The sequence below is a fragment of the Kribbella sp. NPDC023855 genome, assembly GCF_040639475.1.
GTDB lineage: Bacteria > Actinomycetota > Actinomycetes > Propionibacteriales > Kribbellaceae > Kribbella.
On the sequence record NZ_JBFAAA010000005.1, the window covers coordinates 473404 to 490257 of the forward strand.

Consider the following 16854-nt stretch of genomic DNA (forward strand, 5'->3'; position numbering starts at 1 on the left):
AGCCGCGATCAGGACTGGGATGAGTTCGTCTGGAGCAAGGCCAACCTCGGCACCAAGCGCAGCGAGCTATGGGCCCGCCGCTGGGAGCACCTCGGACTAGATCCGGATCGGTCAGTCGTCGAGGTCGCGCCAGCCCAACCTGTTCGACTGTCGCCGCCACGCGGGGTGTCTAGACTGCATCTGAAGGGCCCGAGACCGACAACACATCGACGGCGAGGGACTGATGGTCATGACGAATGTCGTCTTCGACAAGCGGGAACAGCTTGACAAGATAGCCGCAGGACTCCTGCAGGGAGAGACGGTTATCGCGGTGTACGACGCGATCGGTGGCAGCACCGGATTCATCGGTCTGACCAATACCCGGGTCGTCATCCAGGACAACTCATTCCTAGGCAAGCAAGCCGCCGTGACTAGCATCCCGTATAGCCGCATCAAGTCGGTATCCTACGTGTCTGACAAGAACGTCTTCGGCAAGTTCGCCTCCTCGAGCACGGTCGCTATTGATACCGGCGGCAAAACCTACGAGGTAATGTTCCGGGGTGAAGAGAAGGCCGTGCACGCCCACAACGTGATCCTGTGGAACATGCTCCAGCTATCCGGCCGATAAGACTCATCGGATCGGCTCGTTGGGCGCCTAATAGAGCCCGCGGGCCCTGAATCGCAGACCTGCGGCCTGCCCCTGGCCAGGCCGCCCGACCACACCAGGTGGAATCGGCCTTGATCGACGGATGAGCTTGCGGCTGTCAGCGTGGCATCGTCCGTGGCATGAAACTGCGGATGCTCATGAGGAATCTCGTGCGCGATGCGGTATGCCGCGTTGCCAGATGAGCCACTGGAGAGCGGATGAGACGGTGTAGGTCTTCCTCGTAATGAGAAGGTCGTCGGTTTGATTCCGATAGGCGGCTCCATCCCGAGCCTCAGGTCAGAGGCCACTTCCTCCGCTCGGGGGTTTCTGCATTCGTGGCGCGAGCGGGCCTACGGCAAGAAGCGCCAATCCAGCAACGACGAGTCGCTGCCGTCGGGGGCTGTCCGAGTGCGTGTCTACGCGGGGATTGACCCGGTCACGAACGCTGCGAGGGGCTTTTCGAGAATCCTGTAGCTGCTCGTATAGCGGACCTGCGATGGTGTCTGTCATGGATTCCGGGCCGCGCGCTGATCTCGCTCGTCACTATGACTCAGGGGTCTGGTTGGCTCGGTTCGCGGGTCGGATGCTGGCGGTCTGTCCACGATGCGGGGGCTGTGCTCTCGTGATCCCTCGGCCTGGCCTCTCTGATCCCAGATACTTCAGCGAACTCTGTTCCAGCCGCGTCGTTTGGCTTGTGGAGGGTGCGGTGCCGTCGCCGACTGGAGACCTGAGGTGCAAGGGGCTGGGCTGATCGGCGCGGTGCTGGGTGGTAGTGAGGATCCGTTCTTCCAGCGGCCTCTGTGGCTGCAGACCCGTTGCGCCGGTCACATCTTGTGGGCCTACAACGAGGAGCACGTCGACGAGCTGTCCGCCTACGTCGGGGCGCGATTGCGAGAGCGTGGCGGCGTGCAGTCGACAATGTCGATGCTTGCTCGGCTGCCGGCGTGGATGAAGGTGTCGGACAATCGCGCTGAGGTGCTGGCCGGTCTGGAGACGCTGCGGGCGCTGGCCGAACGGATGTCACCTGCCGACCGCTCCGATGCCGCGCACGGGCGTGGTGACCGCCCTCGAGCGCGCAGGAGTATGTACTTCCGGGGCGGTCCTTATGAGTCTTGAAGGCCCTGGTCACAGCCAATCCCCGCGCTCGACCGCGTGGCGCTCGCGGTAGTCGGCTGGGTCGAAGTACCACGGCCCGCCGCCGCGGGAGCCGAGCTTCTGACGGTTTGCGCGCCTGGCCGGTCTTGTCTGGGACGGCGGCCCGAGGCGGGGTGCAGGGCGCGGTGCGCCTGTGCGGTGGAGGGCATGGAATTCGCTTGGTTGCAAAATCTTCGGTAGTCATGGAGTTGGCAATTCGCAAATCCTCCGGGGCATGAAATTGTTCGGTTCGCAAGTGCGGCTTGAGGGCATATATGTTGCTTCGCCGCAATGGTTTGGTGAGGTTTGACAGGGGTGTGGGGTTTGCCTATATGGTCTGGTCGGTCAGGTTTTCGCTGATCGAGTCGAAGGTGTTCAATGAGTGTGATTGGGGCGTTGTCGAAGGGTCGGCGGCGGTTGGTTCTTTTCGTTCTTATGTTGTGTTCGGTGTTGATTTGGGTGGATAACACTGTTTTGAGTGCGGCGTTGGCGACGCTTGCTGATCCGGGTCGTGGGTTGGGGGCTGGGCCTGGGGAGCTGCAGTGGGCTACTGGGGCGTATACGTTGGCTTTCGCTACGTTGATGTTCAGTGCGGGGGCGGTGGGGGATCGGGTTGGGCATCGGACTGTGTTTGCTGCTGGGTTGGTGGTTTTTGGTGGGCGTCCTTGTGGGCGGCGTGCGTGGGTGGTGCGGGGGAGCTCATTGCGGCTCGGGCTGTGATGGGGGTGGGTAGTGCGCTGATCACGCCTGCGATGTTGGCTATTTTGATGTGGACCTTTACCGGGCCTGCGCGGGCTGCCGCGGTCGGGGTTTTCTCGACGTCGGCTGGGGTTGGAATGGCGGCCGGGCCGGTGTTGGCGGGGTTTCTGCTTGATCATTTCTGGTGGGGGTCGGTTTTTCTGATCAATGTGCCGGTTGCTGCCTTGGCGTTGGTCGGGCTTGGTGTGCTGGTTCCGAATTTCCGCAGTCCTGCGCCGCGGCCACTGGATCCCGCTGGGATGTTGCTGTCGATCGGTGGGCTGGTGGCGTTGGCCTACGGGTTGATCCGGGCGGGGCAGGTGGCTGCGTGGAGTCGCGCTGATGTCTGGGCGCCGATTGTTGCCGGGCTGGTCCTGCTCGCCGTTTTCGTGCTTGCCGAGCTGCGAGTCAAGATGCCCAGCTTTGATCCGCGGCTGCTTGCGCGACGCGCATTCGGTGGTGGCAATGCTGCGCTCGGTTTGTTGTTCTTTGCGGTGGCTGCCGTCACCTTCTACAACGCGTTCTACCTGCAAGGCGCGCTCGGGTTCTCGCCGATGAAGGCGGGGGTAGCCAATATCCCGACCGCAGTCGGTGCGCTCGCGGGGGCGCCGATAGGTTCGCGCCTGGTGCGTCGCTTGTCACTGCGTCCGGTCGCCGTGCCGGCGCTCGCCGTGGCTGCGTTGGCCATGGGTTGGTACGGGCTTCTCGGCCTGCAGACTCCGCTCGTCTGGATCGAGGTTCTGTTGCTGATCCAGGGGCTCTCGGTCGGCATGGTGATCGGACCGGTCACGGCCGCATTGATCAGCGACCTGCCGTTGGAGCAGGCCGGTGCGGGATCGGCCGTCACCAACACCGTGCGGCAGACCGGCAGCGTGATCGGAATCGCGGTAGGCGGCACGATCCTGTCGATCGCGTACCGACGTGCGGTCGAACCTTTGCTGGCGGGTGCACCTGGTCCGGTGCAGGAGCAGGCGCGAGTCTCCGCCGAGCAGGCCCGCCACGTCGCCGCCGCCATCGGCCGGCCCACTCTTGCTCAGGCCGCTGATGATGCGTTCATCCACGCGATGCACGTCGGCGCCGGCTGGATTACCGCCATCGCACTCCTCGGAGCAGTTGTGCTGCTGGTGACCTTGCCTGCTGCCGGAAAGAAGCCGCACGACGACGAGACCAGAGACGCCCGAGCTGATCTGGGCAGCCGCTAGCACGCGCGGCATGGGTGGCGCAACGGGTTGTGCGTCGACGCGCCGCCTCCGCAAAACGCCGGTACGACGGATCGAACCGGCTGCACGCTGAGGGTGGGGCGGCGGTGGTCGTCGTACTGGATGGAGGGGTGTGCGATGGGCAGAGGGACGCGGCGGGTGGCGGCCGGGGTGCTGGCGGGGGTTGGACTGCTGGGGGGAGTTGCGGTGGGGGCTCAGCCCGCCGCGGCGTACCCGGCGAGTTGTCACTACGGGATCAGCAGTCTTGGCACGGTGTCTGCTTGGTGTGATCGGGGGTCAGGCAGCGTTCGTGCGGTGGCTGGTTGTGAGTGGCTCGGCTGGTGGACTACGGCGTACGGGAACTGGGTGAACATCACCAACGGGGCGTCCCACGTGAGTTGTCCTTGGCCGTACGGCGTGCGCTGGGGCGGCTTCAACGCGCGCGACTGAGGGCGGCCGGCGCCTCGGTCAGACCGAGGCGCCTGTTGCCGTCCACGGGGTGGAAAGCCTGGCCGCGGTTGCTCAGCGCCAGGAGATCGGTTCCTGTCGGCAAGCAGTTTCAAAGTCCGCTGGGTCTTGACGAGTGGGGTTCTTGCCTCGATAGTCGAAGCGCTTCGATTCATCGCCGAGGGGAACCGCCATGACCTATCGCCGTCGAGTCGGGAGTGCTCTGGTGGCACTCCTGCTCGTGCCCGCAGTTCTCGTGGGGCAGCCTGCCCGGGCTGATGCCCTTCCGGAGTTCCGGAACCCTGATCTGCCACTGAAGACCCGGGTGAACGACCTGACCAGCCGGCTGACGCTGGACGAAAAGATCTCGCTGCTGCACCAGTACCAGCCCGCCATCCCGCGACTGGGCATCGCCTCTTTCAAGACTGGTACCGAGGCGCTGCACGGTGTCGCGTGGCTCGGTGAGGCGACTGTCTTCCCGCAGGCCGTCGGCCTCGGCAGCACCTGGGACCCCAACCTGATCAAGCGGGTCGGTTCGGCCGTGGGAGACGAGGCGCGGGCTTATTACAAGCTCGACCCGGCGAAGAACGGGCTGAACATGTGGGCCCCGGTGGTCAACCAGTTGCGTGACCCGCGATGGGGACGCAACGAGGAGGGGTACGCCGAGGATCCCTTGCTCACGAGCGAGATCGCCACGGCGTACGGGCATGGGCTTCAAGGCGACGACCCGCGCTACCTCAAGACAGCTCCGACGCTGAAGCACTTCGCTGCCTACAACGTCGAGGCCGACCGTAGTCGCGTGTCGGCGAGTGTGCGGCCGCGGGTGTTGCACGAGTACGAGTACAAGGCGTTCCAGCCGGCGCTCACCGCGAAGGCTGCCACTGGCGTCATGGCGTCGTACAACCTCCTGAACGGCAGGCCGACCCACGTGTCGCCTGAGCTCAACGAGGCGGTGCGCTCCTGGTCCACCGAGGAACTCATGATCGTTGGCGACGCCTCGGGTGCCGGCAACGTCAGCGGTTCTCAGCAGTACTACGCGACGCCGGCCGAGGCCGCGGCCGCGGCGATCAATGCGGGGCTGGACAGCTTCACCGAGAACGACAAGAACGGCGGGCCGACCGTCGCCGCGGTGAAGGAAGCGCTGACGAAGGGCCTGCTGGCCGAGACGGACATCGACGAGGCGGTCGGGCATCTGCTGTCGATCCGCTTCCGGCTGGGCGAGTTCGACCCGGCCGGGCGGAACCCGTACGAGAAGATCGGCCCGGACAGCATCGACAGCCCGGCCCATCGTGAGCTCGCCCGCGAGACTGCCCGCAAGCAGGTCGTGCTGCTCGAGAACAAGAACCAGGCCCTGCCGCTGAACTCGGCCAAGACCAAGAACGTTGCGGTGATCGGCCAGTTGGCTGACGCCATCTATGAAGACTGGTACTCGGGCACGATGCCGTACCGGATCACCCCGAAGGCCGGTATCGCCGAGCGGCTCGGCACCGGGAGCGCGGTCACCGCGACCGAAGGCGTCGACCGGATCGCGCTCAAGGCCGTTGCCACCGGCAAGTACGTGACCGCGCCGGCCGGTGCCACCGGTGGTGCCCTGGTCGCCGATGCGGCGACGGCGGGCGTGGCTCAGTCACTCGACGTCTTCGACTGGGGCGGCGGATTCCTCACGTTGCGCGCGGCCTCCAACGGCAAGCTCGTCGGGCGAGGCGGCGGCGGACTGGTCAACGACCAGGCCCAGCCCAACGGCTGGTTCGTGCAGCAGAAGTTCGGCTTCGAGCAGCTTGCCAACGGCAACTACGTACTCCGGTACCGCGGCAACGAGGTCAAGGAGCCGTGGAACGGCCCCAACCAGTACATCACCCTGGGCGCCGACGGGAAGCTGGAGATCGGCGCGGCCACGCAGGACGCGGCGGCTCAGTTCACCAAGGAGGTTCTCGTCAGCGGGACGGCCGCGGCGGTGGCAGCAGCGAAGAAGGCGGACACCGCGATCGTGGTCGTCGGCAGTACTCCGTTCGTCAATGGGCGCGAGGACGACGACCGTCAGAGCACCGCTCTTGCGGCCGGCCAGCAGGCGATCGTGAAGGCCGTCACCGCCGCCAACCCCAAGACCATCGTCGTGCTGGAGAGCAGCTACCCGCTGACCGGCGACTGGGGTCAGGCGAAGGGGGTTCTGTGGACTTCGCATGCGGGTCAGGAGACCGGCCGGGCTCTCGCTGATGTCCTGTTCGGTGACTACTCGCCGTCGGGCCGGCTCCCGCAGACCTGGTACCGCACGGACAAGGAACTGCCGGATCCGCTCGACTTCGATGTGATCAAGGCCGGCTGGACGTATCAGTACCACCAGGGCACTCCGCTCTACCCGTTCGGCCACGGCCTGACCTACGGTTCCTTCCGGTACTCCGGACTGCGGGTCAACTCGCCCGTCGTCGCGGCGAACGGACGGCTCAAGGTCAGCGTCGACGTCACCAACACCAGCCGGACCGCCAGCGAGGAGGTCGTCCAGCTCTACACCTCGCAGCGCACCTCGCGAGTGGCCCAGCCGGTCAAGACGCTCCGTGGGTTCCAGCGGCTGGCGTTCGCACCCGGACAACGTCGTACCGTCTCCTTCGACGTGAAGGCGAGCGACCTGGCGTTCTGGGACGTCACCAGGAACAAATGGGTAGTCGAGTCGGCGCTCCAAGACATCCAGGTGGGCAGCTCGTCCGGCGACATCAGGGCCCGTACGACGGTGGCGGTCCGTGGTGAGCAGATCCCGGCCCGCGACCTGAGCAAGCGCACGGCGGCCACGGACTTCGACGACTACTCGGGCATCGAGCTCGTCGATGCGTCCAAGGTGCGCGGCGATGCGGTCGGCAAGACGGCGGCCGGCGACTGGATCTCCTTTGAGGATGTCCAGCTAGGCCGTGGCGCCACGCAGCTCGAGGCCGCCGTTTCGCGAGCTTCGGCTGATACCGCGAAGGTGGAAGTCCGCCTCGGCAGCCCGACCGGACCGCTCGCAGGAACGCTCACCGCTCCCAGCACCGGCAACCGCTACACCTGGGCCACGACGACGGCCCAGCTCAACCCGCAGGTGGCTCGCGGAGTCCGCGACGTCTACCTGGTCTTCACCGGCGCGGGCACGAACGTCCGCGACCTGACCATCAAGTAGGTCACCTTCCCGGGTCGGGTCAACCCCTCCGCCCGACCCGGGAACGGCCGCCGTTGCTACTTGGTTTCTTGCCAGGCGTGTTCGGCGAAGCTGAAGAGGCGTTGTGGGGTCATGCGTAGCCAGGCGGTTGCCCAGTCGAGGGTGCCGCCGGTGTTGCGTTCCTCGGTGGCACGCACGACGTCTTCCGGCACTGTCGTCAGGACCTCGGCCGGGCCTTCGGTGAGTACTGCGGCGTGGGTGTCGTGCTCGCCCTCGAGTACGGACAGCGCGAGCCACGGGTTGGCCTCGACGTTGCGGAGCCGGACCGCTCCACCGATCGTAGGGAGCCAGAAGGCTTCCGCGTGGATCGTAAACAGTGTCGGCGCGGCATGGGCACGGCCGTCGGGTCGTGTAGAGGACGCGAGCGCGTAGGAGCGGCGCTGCAGATACCCGGCCAATTGTGCTCCGGTCATCCGCCGCTCCGGCGGGTACGACGTACGTACCGCCCTCCCGCCTTGACGGAAAGACTCCTCTTGCAGTCGCTCCAGCCAGCTCGCCAGCTCCGAATCATCCACAGGCCAAACCTTAGTGCGCCGCGGTTTGAGCAAATCGATTGTGGCTGGTCATGCCGTTGACTTCGGGGCTCAGGCTGATGCGTTCACGGCGTTGCTCGGCCATTGGAGTTGGAGCGGCCGCATGTCGTTGCGCACGACTTCGGTGGCGCGGTGTCGTTGCGCACCCTGCTGGTCAACGAGGTCGCGTATGCGTCGTTGCGGTCTCCGGGACGCGGACCTGGATGCCCTGGTCGAAAATCCTGTGGGGCACCGAAGATGCGTGGATCCCCACCGCCCTGGCCCACAAACTGGCCGCCCTCATCCCCGGCGCCTCACTGCACCTAGTCGAAGGCGCAGGCCACTTGATCCAGTACGACGCCCCGATCGCCCTCGCCGACCACCTCCGCGCCTGGCTCACGCACGTCGCGAGCTGACCGAACCAGCACCTTCAGGTTGACAACCCGTGGCGCAGCGGCGGAGCATGAAGGCTGGCAAATGTCCTACATTTGGAGGGTTGGCGTGGAGGGGTTGGAGGTGCCGCGGCGGGTGGGGTCGTTGTCGGCTCAGGTGGTGAGTAGTTTGCGGGCTCATATTGCGGCTGGGCGGTGGCCGGTGGGGAGTCGGATTCCGCCGGAGAACACGCTGGTGAAGGAGTTGCAGGTCAGTCGGAACACGTTGCGGGAGGCGTTGCGGGCGCTCGTACATCTGGGGTTGCTGGAAGCGCGAGCCGGTGACGGCACCTACGTCCGCGCTTCCAACGAGCTGGAGTCCGTGCTGGTCCGGCGCGCGAACGTTTCGCCCAGTGAGGACGTCCTGGAGTTGCGGGCGATCCTCGAGGAGTACGCCGCGGGGCTGGCCGCAGTACGACGTACTTCGGAGGATCTGGCCGACCTGCGTCGGCTCCTGGACCGTGCTGACGAGGCAGGACGTACTGGCGACATGGAAGCGATCGCCCAGGTGGACGGCGAGTTCCATCGAGCGCTGGTCCGTGCCGGAGGCAACGAGTTGCTGACCGATGTCTACGGGTACCTCGGCAGTGCGCTCACCGCCGCGTTGGGCGCGATGCCGTGGAGTGCAGAGGTCGCAGCCGCCCACGCTCAGCTTCACCGGCAACTGGTCGACGCCGTGGAAGCCGGCGATGAGACAGGCGCCCGCTATCTCGCCGCCTCGGTAGTACACACCACCCGCCAGGCGCTCGACACGTGAGTTCTCCCGAGCTCACCAAAGCCCACGACAGCCGAGCCGTATCTGCCGGACTAATAGTCGGCATCGTGCTGGTGTCGGCGAACCTGCGCGCCACCCTCACCGGCGTCGGCGTACTCCTCCCCGCCATCGAGCACGGCACCGGCCTGACCTCCGGCGCGGCAGGACTGCTCAGCACCCTTCCCCTCCTCACCTTCGCCGCGACCTCCCCGCTGGTCGGCCGGATGTCACACCGCCTCGGTGACTCCCGGCTACTCGTCCTGGCACTAGCCGTCCTGGCCGCAGGAACCATGCTGCGATCCCTTCCCTCACTAGCCTGCCTGTTCGCAGGAACAGTCGTGCTGTCAGCCGCAATCGCGTGCGGCAACGTCTTGCTGCCAGCCGTAGTACGCCGGTCCGTACCCACCCACCGCATCGGCACAGTCAGCGCCCTCTACGTGACAATCATGGGCCTGGTCGCCGCCACCTCCTCCGGCATCTCAGTCCCGCTAGCCGATGTTCTGCCAGGCGGTTGGCGCGCATCCCTCGCCTGGGGCGTCGTCCTGGCGGTGCCCGCGCTACTCATCTGGATACCCCGCCTACGCAGCAGCGCAAGCCGTCCCGCGCCCACCGCACCCAGAAGCAAGATGCCGTGGCGTTCCAAGCTGGCCTGGCAGGTCACCTTCTACATGGGCCTTCAGTCGCTCTGCTTCTACGCCGTCATCGCCTGGCTGCCAAGCATCCTGGCCCACGAAGGCACCTCCGCGTCCAACGCCGGCTGGATGCTGTTCCTGTACCAAGTGATCGCCCTGCTCGCCAGCAGCGTGGTGCCCTTGCTCTCTCGCGGGTACGACGACCAGCGGTGGCTGGCCGCGACTGCATCCCTGCTCGTGGCGGCAGGCTTCGTAGTACTCCTCACAGCGCCGCAACTGGCGATCCTGTCCTGTGCACTGCTCGGTCTAGGCGGCGGCGCCTGTCTCGTGCTGGCGATGACCTTCCAGAGCCGCCGCGCCGCAAGCCCAGCGCAGGCTGCAGCTCTAGCCGGCATGGCCCAATCGATCGGCTACCTGGTCGCCGCTGCCGGCCCGCTCCTTCTCGGTGTCCTCTACGACCACACCGGAAGCTGGAGCACTCCACTCCTCGTCCTGACGGCGCTGTCCATCGCCATGGCAGCCGCAGGCCTCGGTGTCGGCCGCAACGTCCAGCTCGTCGACGATTCGAGCCCTCAACCAGGAAGCACACCGTCCGGATAGCTGGATAGCCTCGGTCCATGCCTATTGGACAATTCCCGAGCGTCGTCCTCGACTGTGCTGATCACGCTGAGCTGGCCACCTTCTACGGCGCCCTGCTGGACTGGAAGGTCCAGGTCTCGGACGACTGGGCCGAGATCCGGACGGACAACCAGTGCATCTGCTTCCAGCCGGTCAAGGGTTACCGGCCACCCCAGTGGCCGGAGCAGCAGGTGCCGCAGCAGATGCACCTCGACATCATGGTCGAGGACCTCGACACGGCCGAGAAGGCAGTACTCGAACTAGGCGCCACTAAACACGACCACCAACCAGGCACCACCTTCCGCGTCTTCCTGGACCCGGCCGGCCACCCGTTCTGCCTCTGCGTGGACTAACCCGACAACAAGCGGGTGTCGCCAGGCGGGAGTGTTGGCCACCAATTGTTGTAGCGGGAGTAGACGGTGGGGTCGCGGGATTCGAGAAAGGTGCTGAGGGCCTCGGCCTCCTTGGCCAGGGCCTTCCAGGTCTTCGCGGGCAGCGGCCGGAAGGCGGTGGCCTCGATGCCGTCAGGGGTGGTGCGCCAGACGCCGGCGACGCGGCCGTCCACCAGGAGAGTGGGGAGGACGTCGCCGTTGGTGCGGGTGACGACGGCCTTGTACTCCGTCGGCACGATGCGCGAGCGATCGAGGTAACCCAGCAAAGTGCTGTCCCACATCGGCATCAACCGTGGTGGAGCCGGCGTGTCTCCGGCCGGCCGGCCGGGGCCCATCCGGTACGTCGTACAGGTCGGTGCCGTCAGCGCCTTGCAGCTCGACGAGCTTTTCGCGGAGTGCCTCGACCGCGCGGCGGACCCGGGTCCGGGTGAGTGACGCGAACTGCGCGATGTCGGCGATCGAGGCCGGGCCGAACCCTTCCAGGTAACGCCAGACGAGCGATTCGAGCATGCTGTCGGCGAGTTCCGCGGAGTACGGGCCGGGTTGGCGCGCGGCCGCGACGTACGAGGGACGTTGGCCGAACGACCAGGGGCCGCCGGTCGGGGAGTGCAGAAGCGGTGCGAAGTTGCGGATGCCCCACCAGACGGCCTTGCCGGGCGCGCTGCAGCGTTCGCTGAGCCATTGCTCGATCGCCGCAGTGCCACGAGGCTCCGCGGCGAACTCCACCAGCCCTGGGATCAAGGCGTACACCGCCTCGGGCGCCAGCCCACCAGAGCGCGCCTGACCGAGGTGTGACCGCAACATCGGCTGCATGGCCAGGTGGAACGGCAGGTGATCATCGACATGCACGACATGCAAGGTGCCGCGCAGCAGCGTCGACTTCACCACCTGACCTTCGGCGAACGCGGTGTCCAGGTCTGCCGGATCGAAGTCGACCAGCCGGTTCCAGAGCGCCAGGTACGGCGAGGCCGGGTGCTGGCCCTGGATCGCCACGATCCGGCGGGTGCCCTCGAGCACGGTGAGTGGTTCCCGAGCCAGCAACAACTGCCGGGCAAGCGTCGCCCGATTGAGCTCCGCGGCGCTGATCTTCACCAGGACATCCGACCACACCTCCGCAAGGCAGGACCAGAGGTGAGATCGGCGGCGCGAAGGGCGGGCGCGGGAGCTGTCCGGGAGCTACCGTAGGGCGGGTGCGAGTAGCTACCTGGAATGTGAATTCGGTGAAGCAGCGGATGCCGCGGTTGCTGGGCTGGCTGGACGAACGGCAGCCCGATGTCGTGTGTCTGCAGGAGACGAAGCTGGCGGACGACGCGTTCACGAAGCTGCTCGGTGACGAGCTGTCCGGCCGCGGCTACGAGACCGTCACCTACGGCCAGGCGCAGTGGAACGGCGTGGCGCTGCTCTCCAAGGTCGGGCTCGAAGACGTCGTCACCGGAGTCGCCGGTGCGCCGGGCTTTCCCGATCCGGAGGCGCGGGCGATCGCCGCGACGTGCGGCGGGGTGCGGGTCTACTCCCTCTACGTGCCGAACGGGCGGGTGCCCGACTCGGATCACTACCAGTACAAGCTGGCCTGGCTCGCCGCGCTGAAGGACGTCGTCGCGGCCGGGCCCGCCGACCAGATTGTCTGTGGTGACATGAACATCGCGCCGACCGACGCCGATGTCTTCGACCCCGCGGCGTACATCGGCTCGACGCACGTGACCGCGCCGGAGCGGCAGGCGCTGGCCGACCTGATGGGGACCGGGCTGCACGACGTGGTCCGGGACCGCTGGCCGACCGAGCGCGTGTTCAGCTACTGGGACTACCGCGCGGGCATGTTCCACCAGGACCTCGGGATGCGGATCGACCTGATGCTCGCGACCACCCCGGTCGCCGAGCGGGTGCGCGCGGCCTGGATCGACCGCAAGGCACGCAAGGGGACCGGCCCGAGCGACCATGCTCCGGTGATCGTCGACCTGGACAGCGCGCCGGACGGCGACATCGGGCCGATGGTGCCGCCGCCGTCGGCACCACGCGGCGCGAAGAAGAAGACCACCAAGCTTCCGCAGAACCGCTGATGAGAGGCCTCCGCCTGGCCGCGCTCGTCGGCGCGCTCACCCTCGTCATCGCGGGCTGCACCGAGGACAAGGCCGCACCGCAGGCTGCCGCAGCGGTGGTGTGGACGAAAGTCGAGCTGCCCGCCGAGCCCGTAGTACTGACTGCGCGCGGCGAGCAGTTGCTGATCGGGCTGCGCGACCGCAGTGCGAAAGTCGCGCCCAGGTTGCTGCTCCAGCAGGCGGACGGCAGCCGGCAGGAGATCAAGGTCCAGCCCAAGAGTCCGTACGCGTTCGAGGCGACCTGGTACTCGATCGCGTACGACGGCCAGCGGCTGCTCGCACTGGGTGGTGCACCCGGCGGAGCCCACGCCAACACCCGTTGGACCGTGTGGACCGGCTCGGCCAAGGCGCTGATCGAGTACCCGCAGGAGTTCAACACGTTCGGTGGGCAGACCGCGGGAGCTCTGTACTCCGCGGTCATCACCCCGACCGGTCAGGCGTTGGCCGGGTCGTGGGGAAGTGCGCAGACAGGCCTGGACGGGGCGATCTGGTTGCCGCGCGGGACCGACCAATGGGTGCGGCAACCGTCGGCGAAGACGCCACTGGAGAGCACTCCGTCGCTGCTGCTCAGCCCGAACTTCGCCACGGCCGCCGGCAACGGGATCCTGCTGGTCGGTTCGCAGGTCCGCCTCGCGCCGAACGTCGTCCAGCAGGAGACGGCTCTGTGGCGATCGACCGACGTCAACCAGGGCTGGAGCAGGATCGAGCTGCCCGAGCTGGGTGATCGCAGCCAGGGCAACTCCGCCACCTGTAGCAGCGCGACGGCCTGCACGATCGCCGGGTTCGTCGACAACGAGCTGGCGCTCTGGCAGGTCGACGGCACGCAGGGCAAGCGGCTGCAGAACGTCCCGGCCATCGCGGTCGGCGACAAGGACAAGCTGCCGCCGCCCGTCGAGGACAACGGGCAGCTGTACCAGGTCGTTGCGGAAGGCAACAAGGTCAAGGTGGTCAGCGGCAAGGACGGCAACTGGACGGTCCGCGAGTCGACCGGCCCGGAAGGCGTCGTGAAGGACGCCAAACTGGTCGGCAAGACCCTCTACCTGGTCGCCGGCCCCACCGACCAGCCCGCAACCCTCTGGAAGACCACGCTCAGCTGAGCAGCCCCCGCACGTAGGCAGCCTGTCCGGCGTGCTGGAGGTCGTCGGACAGAACGCTGATCAGCCGCACCCCGAGTGTCACCGGTGGATTCCAGTTCTTGTCGACGATCCGGTCCAGGTCGTCGTCGGTCAGGCCCTGCAAGTATTCGAGGCTGCGGCTGTGGACGGCGTCGTAGTACCCGAGCAGTTGCTCGCCGGACAGCTGCACGGCCGCGACGTCGTCGGCAGAGTGCCCGTATCCGGTGTCACCCGCGTCGAACGGCAGGCCGAGTCGCTCGTGCCAGCCGTCGGCCGTGTAGACCTGTTCATAGCCACCTGCGTCGGCGAGGTGATCGTCCTGGATGCGGGTCAGATGCCAGACCAGCCAGGCGATCGAGTTGCCGGCACCGTCGGGTCTGGTGGCGAGCGTCTTGTCGTCGAGCCCGTCGACGGCTTCCCGCACGACCTCCTGAATCCGGCCGAACCCGTCGAGCAGCAGTTCGCTGATGTTCATCGAATTTCCCTTCATCCGCGGACGCCGCCAGGCTACTGCGCACCTCGGACAGTTCCAGCGAGCTGCGGTCTAGTGTTGTCAGGACAAGTCGTCTCGAGCGAGGAGCAGTCGTGGAATACCGCACTCTGGGCAGCAGCGGCACCGTCGTTTCGACCTACGCGCTGGGCACGATGACGTTCGGCAACGAGACCGACGAGGCCGGCTCGCACGAGCAGCTCTACCGGTACGTCGAGGCCGGCGGCAACCTCGTCGACACGGCTGACGTCTACACGACCGGCGCCTCGGAGAACATCATCGGCAGCTGGCTGGCCAAGTCGGGCGCGCGCGACAGCGTCGTACTGGCGACCAAGGGGCGGTTCCCGATGGGAGAGCTGCCCAATGACATCGGTACGTCGCGGCGGCATCTGCGCAAGGCTCTCGATGCGTCTCTGACCCGGCTCGGGGTGGATCACGTCGACCTGTACCAGCTGCACGCCTGGGACCCGATCACCCCGCTGCAGGAGAGCCTGAGCTTCCTGGAGGACGCAGTACGAGCCGGAAAGATCCTGTACGGCGGTGTCTCCAACTTCACTGGATGGCAACTGCAGAAGGCGTGCGACCTGATCGACAGGCGCGGCTGGTCGCCTCTGGTCACCCTGCAGCCGCAGTACAACCTGCTGGTGCGGGAGATCGAGTGGGAGATTATCCCGGCGGCGCAGGAGAACGGTCTCGGCCTGCTGCCGTGGTCGCCGCTGGGTGGTGGCTGGCTGACCGGCAAGTACTCCTTCGACGAGGAGCCGACCGGTGCGACCCGGCTGGGCGAGGACCCGAACCGCGGTGTCGAGTCCTGGCATCGCCGCAGCCAGAACCAGCGAGTCCGCGACGTGGTCGAGGCGGTCCGCGCGATCGCCGAGGCGCGCGGCATCTCGATGGCCCAGGTGGCGCTTGCATGGCTTGTCGATCGTCCAGCGATCACGTCGGTGATCCTCGGCGCCCGCACCACCGCACAACTCGACGACAACCTCGCCGCGGCCGGTCTGCACCTCACGGCCGAGGAAACCGAGCACCTCGACCGGGCGAGCGACCCGGGCGCAGCCGACTACCCGTACGGCGGCCCCGGCACCACCCAACGCGACCGCCCCCTCGAAGGCGGCCGCAGCTAATTCAATCGGGCAGTACGCCCGACCACAGGACGCCGAGGGCCAAGCAGGCCAGCGTGAGGATGCCGAAGAAGCCCACCCAGAGGATCGCCGGTACGCCGGTCAGCCGCCGGAGCTGATCGGCATCGGAGCTGCGGCCACCGCCATGCCGACGCGAGTGCTGCAGCTCCAGTACTGCGCGCGGAGCGGCCAGCAGCAGGAACCAGGTGAGCAGATGCGCGAAGCCCGACTGCACCTGCTCCGAGCCCCACCAGGAGACGGCGAACACCAAGGCGCCGAAGGCAACTACCGACCAGAGGCCGAACAGGTTGCGGATCTGGAGCAGTAGCAGGAGCAGTGCGAGCAGGAGACCCCAGAGCAGCGCAACGGCGTACCCCTGGCCCAGTACGAAGGCCGCGCCGATCCCGAAGAGCGCCGGTCCGGGGTAGCCGACCAGGAGGACGGCGATCATGCCCGCGCCGTCCGGCTTGCCACGCGAGACCGTCACACCCGACGTGTCGGAGTGCAGCCGGATGCCGGCGAGCTGACGACCGACCAGGAGCGCGATGAGGCCATGGGCACCCTCATGGGCGATCGTGACCACCTGCCGGGTCTGACGCCACACCGGCCGCCAGGCGATCAGCAGGAACGCGAGCAGCCCGGTACCGATGACGACGGTGGTCGAGGCGGCCGGCTGCGCGCTCGTGATGTTGTCCCAAACCTCACCCATCAGCACATCCTTGCAGGCAGGTGGTCAGGCGCCGGTGGAGGCGTCCCCGAAAGCCGCGGCCAGTGCCATGCCGATCAGACCGGGTAGATCGGACCGGCCGTCCTCCTCGGCCCAGCGCACCAAGGCCGTGTGAAGCGCTGCCAGACAGGCACTGGCTGCTGCTTCGGCCTGGAACAGCTTGTCGGGCTCGCTCGCGTCATACCCGAGGGCGCCGACGATGGCCTGCTGCAGGACGTAGTTGTTGTCGAGATGCTTGGCGCGCAAGGCCGGCGTCGAAATCATCAACTGGAGCCGCGCGAGCAGGAACTGACCCTTGCCGCCACCGTCCTCGGTCAACGCGGCGGCTCCCTCGACGAGCGCGCCACCGATCCGGCGTACCAGCGGCAGGTCAGGCGGGGACGCCGCGATCCGCTCGGCGATGTCGGAGGCGTGCTGGTCGACAAGGACGAGGTCCTCCTTGGTGGGGAAGTGCCGGTAGACGGTCATCGCGGAGACCCCCGCGGCCTCGGCGACGTCGGCCACGGTGGTGGCGTCGTAGCCGCGCTCGGCGAAGAGCCGGACCGCCTGCGTCTGGATCATCCGCTGCGTCTCGAGCCGGCGACGCTCTCGGAGGTGGCCAGTCATGTGGTAGACACTAACATCGTGGTAGTCACT

The 16854-nt window shown here is 67.0% G+C and carries 17 protein-coding genes and 2 pseudogenes; 13 read left to right on the forward strand and 6 right to left on the reverse strand.

Going from position 1 to position 16854, the window contains the following annotated elements; genetic code table 11:
- Window positions 1-229 precede the first annotated feature (229 nt).
- The 6 genes and pseudogenes from AB0F51_RS21230 (at window position 230) to AB0F51_RS21255 (ending at window position 7288) form a co-directional block, all read left to right on the forward strand.
- Window positions 230-607: a PH domain-containing protein gene (locus AB0F51_RS21230; protein WP_360282380.1), complete on the forward strand. Its 378-nt coding sequence runs from the start codon at window positions 230-232 to the stop codon at window positions 605-607.
- A 750-nt stretch (window positions 608-1357) separates the two neighbouring features.
- The gene (locus AB0F51_RS21235) at window positions 1358-1741 is read left to right on the forward strand and encodes a hypothetical protein (protein WP_360282382.1); all 384 of its coding nucleotides are present in this window, start codon (window positions 1358-1360) and stop codon (window positions 1739-1741) included.
- 453 nt (window positions 1742-2194) lie between these two features.
- Window positions 2195-2389, forward strand: a pseudogene (locus tag AB0F51_RS21240) (MFS transporter); the annotation flags it as partial.
- On the forward strand, window positions 2302-3699 hold the full coding sequence (locus AB0F51_RS21245; protein WP_360282384.1) for an MFS transporter: 1398 nt from the start codon (window positions 2302-2304) through the stop codon (window positions 3697-3699). The pseudogene AB0F51_RS21240 and the gene AB0F51_RS21245, both read left to right, overlap by 88 nt.
- A gap of 312 nt (window positions 3700-4011) precedes the next feature.
- Window positions 4012-4146, forward strand: a complete 135-nt coding sequence (locus AB0F51_RS21250) for a hypothetical protein (RefSeq protein ID WP_360282386.1) — start codon at window positions 4012-4014, stop codon at window positions 4144-4146.
- Between the two features lie 190 nt (window positions 4147-4336).
- Complete coding sequence (locus AB0F51_RS21255) at window positions 4337-7288, forward strand: glycoside hydrolase family 3 C-terminal domain-containing protein (protein WP_360282388.1); 2952 nt, start codon at window positions 4337-4339, stop codon at window positions 7286-7288.
- Window positions 7289-7344: 56 nt separating this feature from the next.
- Here the strand turns inward: AB0F51_RS21255 and AB0F51_RS21260 are convergent, their stop codons facing one another.
- The gene (locus AB0F51_RS21260; protein WP_360282390.1) at window positions 7345-7842 is read right to left on the reverse strand and encodes a pyridoxamine 5'-phosphate oxidase family protein; all 498 of its coding nucleotides are present in this window, start codon (window positions 7840-7842) and stop codon (window positions 7345-7347) included.
- Between the two features lie 77 nt (window positions 7843-7919).
- Here AB0F51_RS21260 and AB0F51_RS21265 point away from each other — a divergent pair, with 77 nt between their 5' ends.
- The 4 genes from AB0F51_RS21265 (at window position 7920) to AB0F51_RS21280 (ending at window position 10627) form a co-directional block, all read left to right on the forward strand.
- Window positions 7920-8255, forward strand: coding sequence for an alpha/beta fold hydrolase (locus tag AB0F51_RS21265; RefSeq protein WP_360282392.1), 336 nt, complete (start codon window positions 7920-7922; stop codon window positions 8253-8255).
- 61 nt (window positions 8256-8316) lie between these two features.
- The gene (locus AB0F51_RS21270) at window positions 8317-9027 is read left to right on the forward strand and encodes a FadR/GntR family transcriptional regulator (protein ID WP_360282394.1); all 711 of its coding nucleotides are present in this window, start codon (window positions 8317-8319) and stop codon (window positions 9025-9027) included.
- Entirely contained in the window at window positions 9024-10256 is a 1233-nt protein-coding gene (locus tag AB0F51_RS21275) for an MFS transporter (RefSeq protein ID WP_360282396.1), read from the forward strand. Before AB0F51_RS21270 ends, AB0F51_RS21275 begins: the two co-directional genes overlap by 4 nt.
- A gap of 17 nt (window positions 10257-10273) precedes the next feature.
- Window positions 10274-10627 (forward strand): VOC family protein, encoded by a 354-nt coding sequence (locus AB0F51_RS21280; RefSeq protein WP_360282398.1) that lies wholly within the window; start codon window positions 10274-10276, stop codon window positions 10625-10627.
- Here the strand turns inward: AB0F51_RS21280 and AB0F51_RS21285 are convergent.
- Both AB0F51_RS21285 and AB0F51_RS21290 read right to left on the reverse strand, forming a co-directional pair.
- On the reverse strand, window positions 10624-11001 hold the full coding sequence (locus AB0F51_RS21285) for a crosslink repair DNA glycosylase YcaQ family protein (protein ID WP_360282400.1): 378 nt from the start codon (window positions 10999-11001) through the stop codon (window positions 10624-10626). The two genes, AB0F51_RS21280 and AB0F51_RS21285, sit on opposite strands and share 4 nt — an antisense overlap.
- 34 nt (window positions 11002-11035) lie before the next feature.
- A pseudogene (locus AB0F51_RS21290) lies at window positions 11036-11776 on the reverse strand (winged helix DNA-binding domain-containing protein); the annotation flags it as partial.
- An 80-nt stretch (window positions 11777-11856) separates the two neighbouring features.
- Between AB0F51_RS21290 and AB0F51_RS21295 the strand changes: the two are divergent.
- Both AB0F51_RS21295 and AB0F51_RS21300 read left to right on the forward strand, forming a co-directional pair.
- Complete coding sequence (locus AB0F51_RS21295) at window positions 11857-12723, forward strand: exodeoxyribonuclease III (protein ID WP_360282402.1); 867 nt, start codon at window positions 11857-11859, stop codon at window positions 12721-12723.
- On the forward strand, window positions 12723-13859 hold the full coding sequence (locus AB0F51_RS21300) for a hypothetical protein (RefSeq protein WP_360282404.1): 1137 nt from the start codon (window positions 12723-12725) through the stop codon (window positions 13857-13859). Before AB0F51_RS21295 ends, AB0F51_RS21300 begins: the two co-directional genes overlap by 1 nt.
- On the opposite strand, the gene AB0F51_RS21305 is transcribed toward AB0F51_RS21300, so the two are convergent.
- Window positions 13852-14352, reverse strand: a complete 501-nt coding sequence (locus AB0F51_RS21305) for a DinB family protein (RefSeq protein WP_360282406.1) — start codon at window positions 14350-14352, stop codon at window positions 13852-13854. The genes AB0F51_RS21300 and AB0F51_RS21305 overlap by 8 nt on opposite strands.
- 110 nt (window positions 14353-14462) lie before the next feature.
- Here AB0F51_RS21305 and AB0F51_RS21310 point away from each other — a divergent pair, with 110 nt between their 5' ends.
- Entirely contained in the window at window positions 14463-15494 is a 1032-nt protein-coding gene (locus AB0F51_RS21310; protein WP_360282408.1) for an aldo/keto reductase, read from the forward strand.
- 1 nt (window position 15495) lies between these two features.
- Here the strand turns inward: AB0F51_RS21310 and AB0F51_RS21315 are convergent, their stop codons facing one another.
- The gene (locus tag AB0F51_RS21315; protein WP_360282410.1) at window positions 15496-16200 is read right to left on the reverse strand and encodes a M50 family metallopeptidase; all 705 of its coding nucleotides are present in this window, start codon (window positions 16198-16200) and stop codon (window positions 15496-15498) included.
- Between the two features lie 24 nt (window positions 16201-16224).
- Complete coding sequence (locus AB0F51_RS21320) at window positions 16225-16824, reverse strand: helix-turn-helix domain-containing protein (protein ID WP_360282412.1); 600 nt, start codon at window positions 16822-16824, stop codon at window positions 16225-16227.
- Between the last annotated feature and the right edge of the window lie 30 nt (window positions 16825-16854).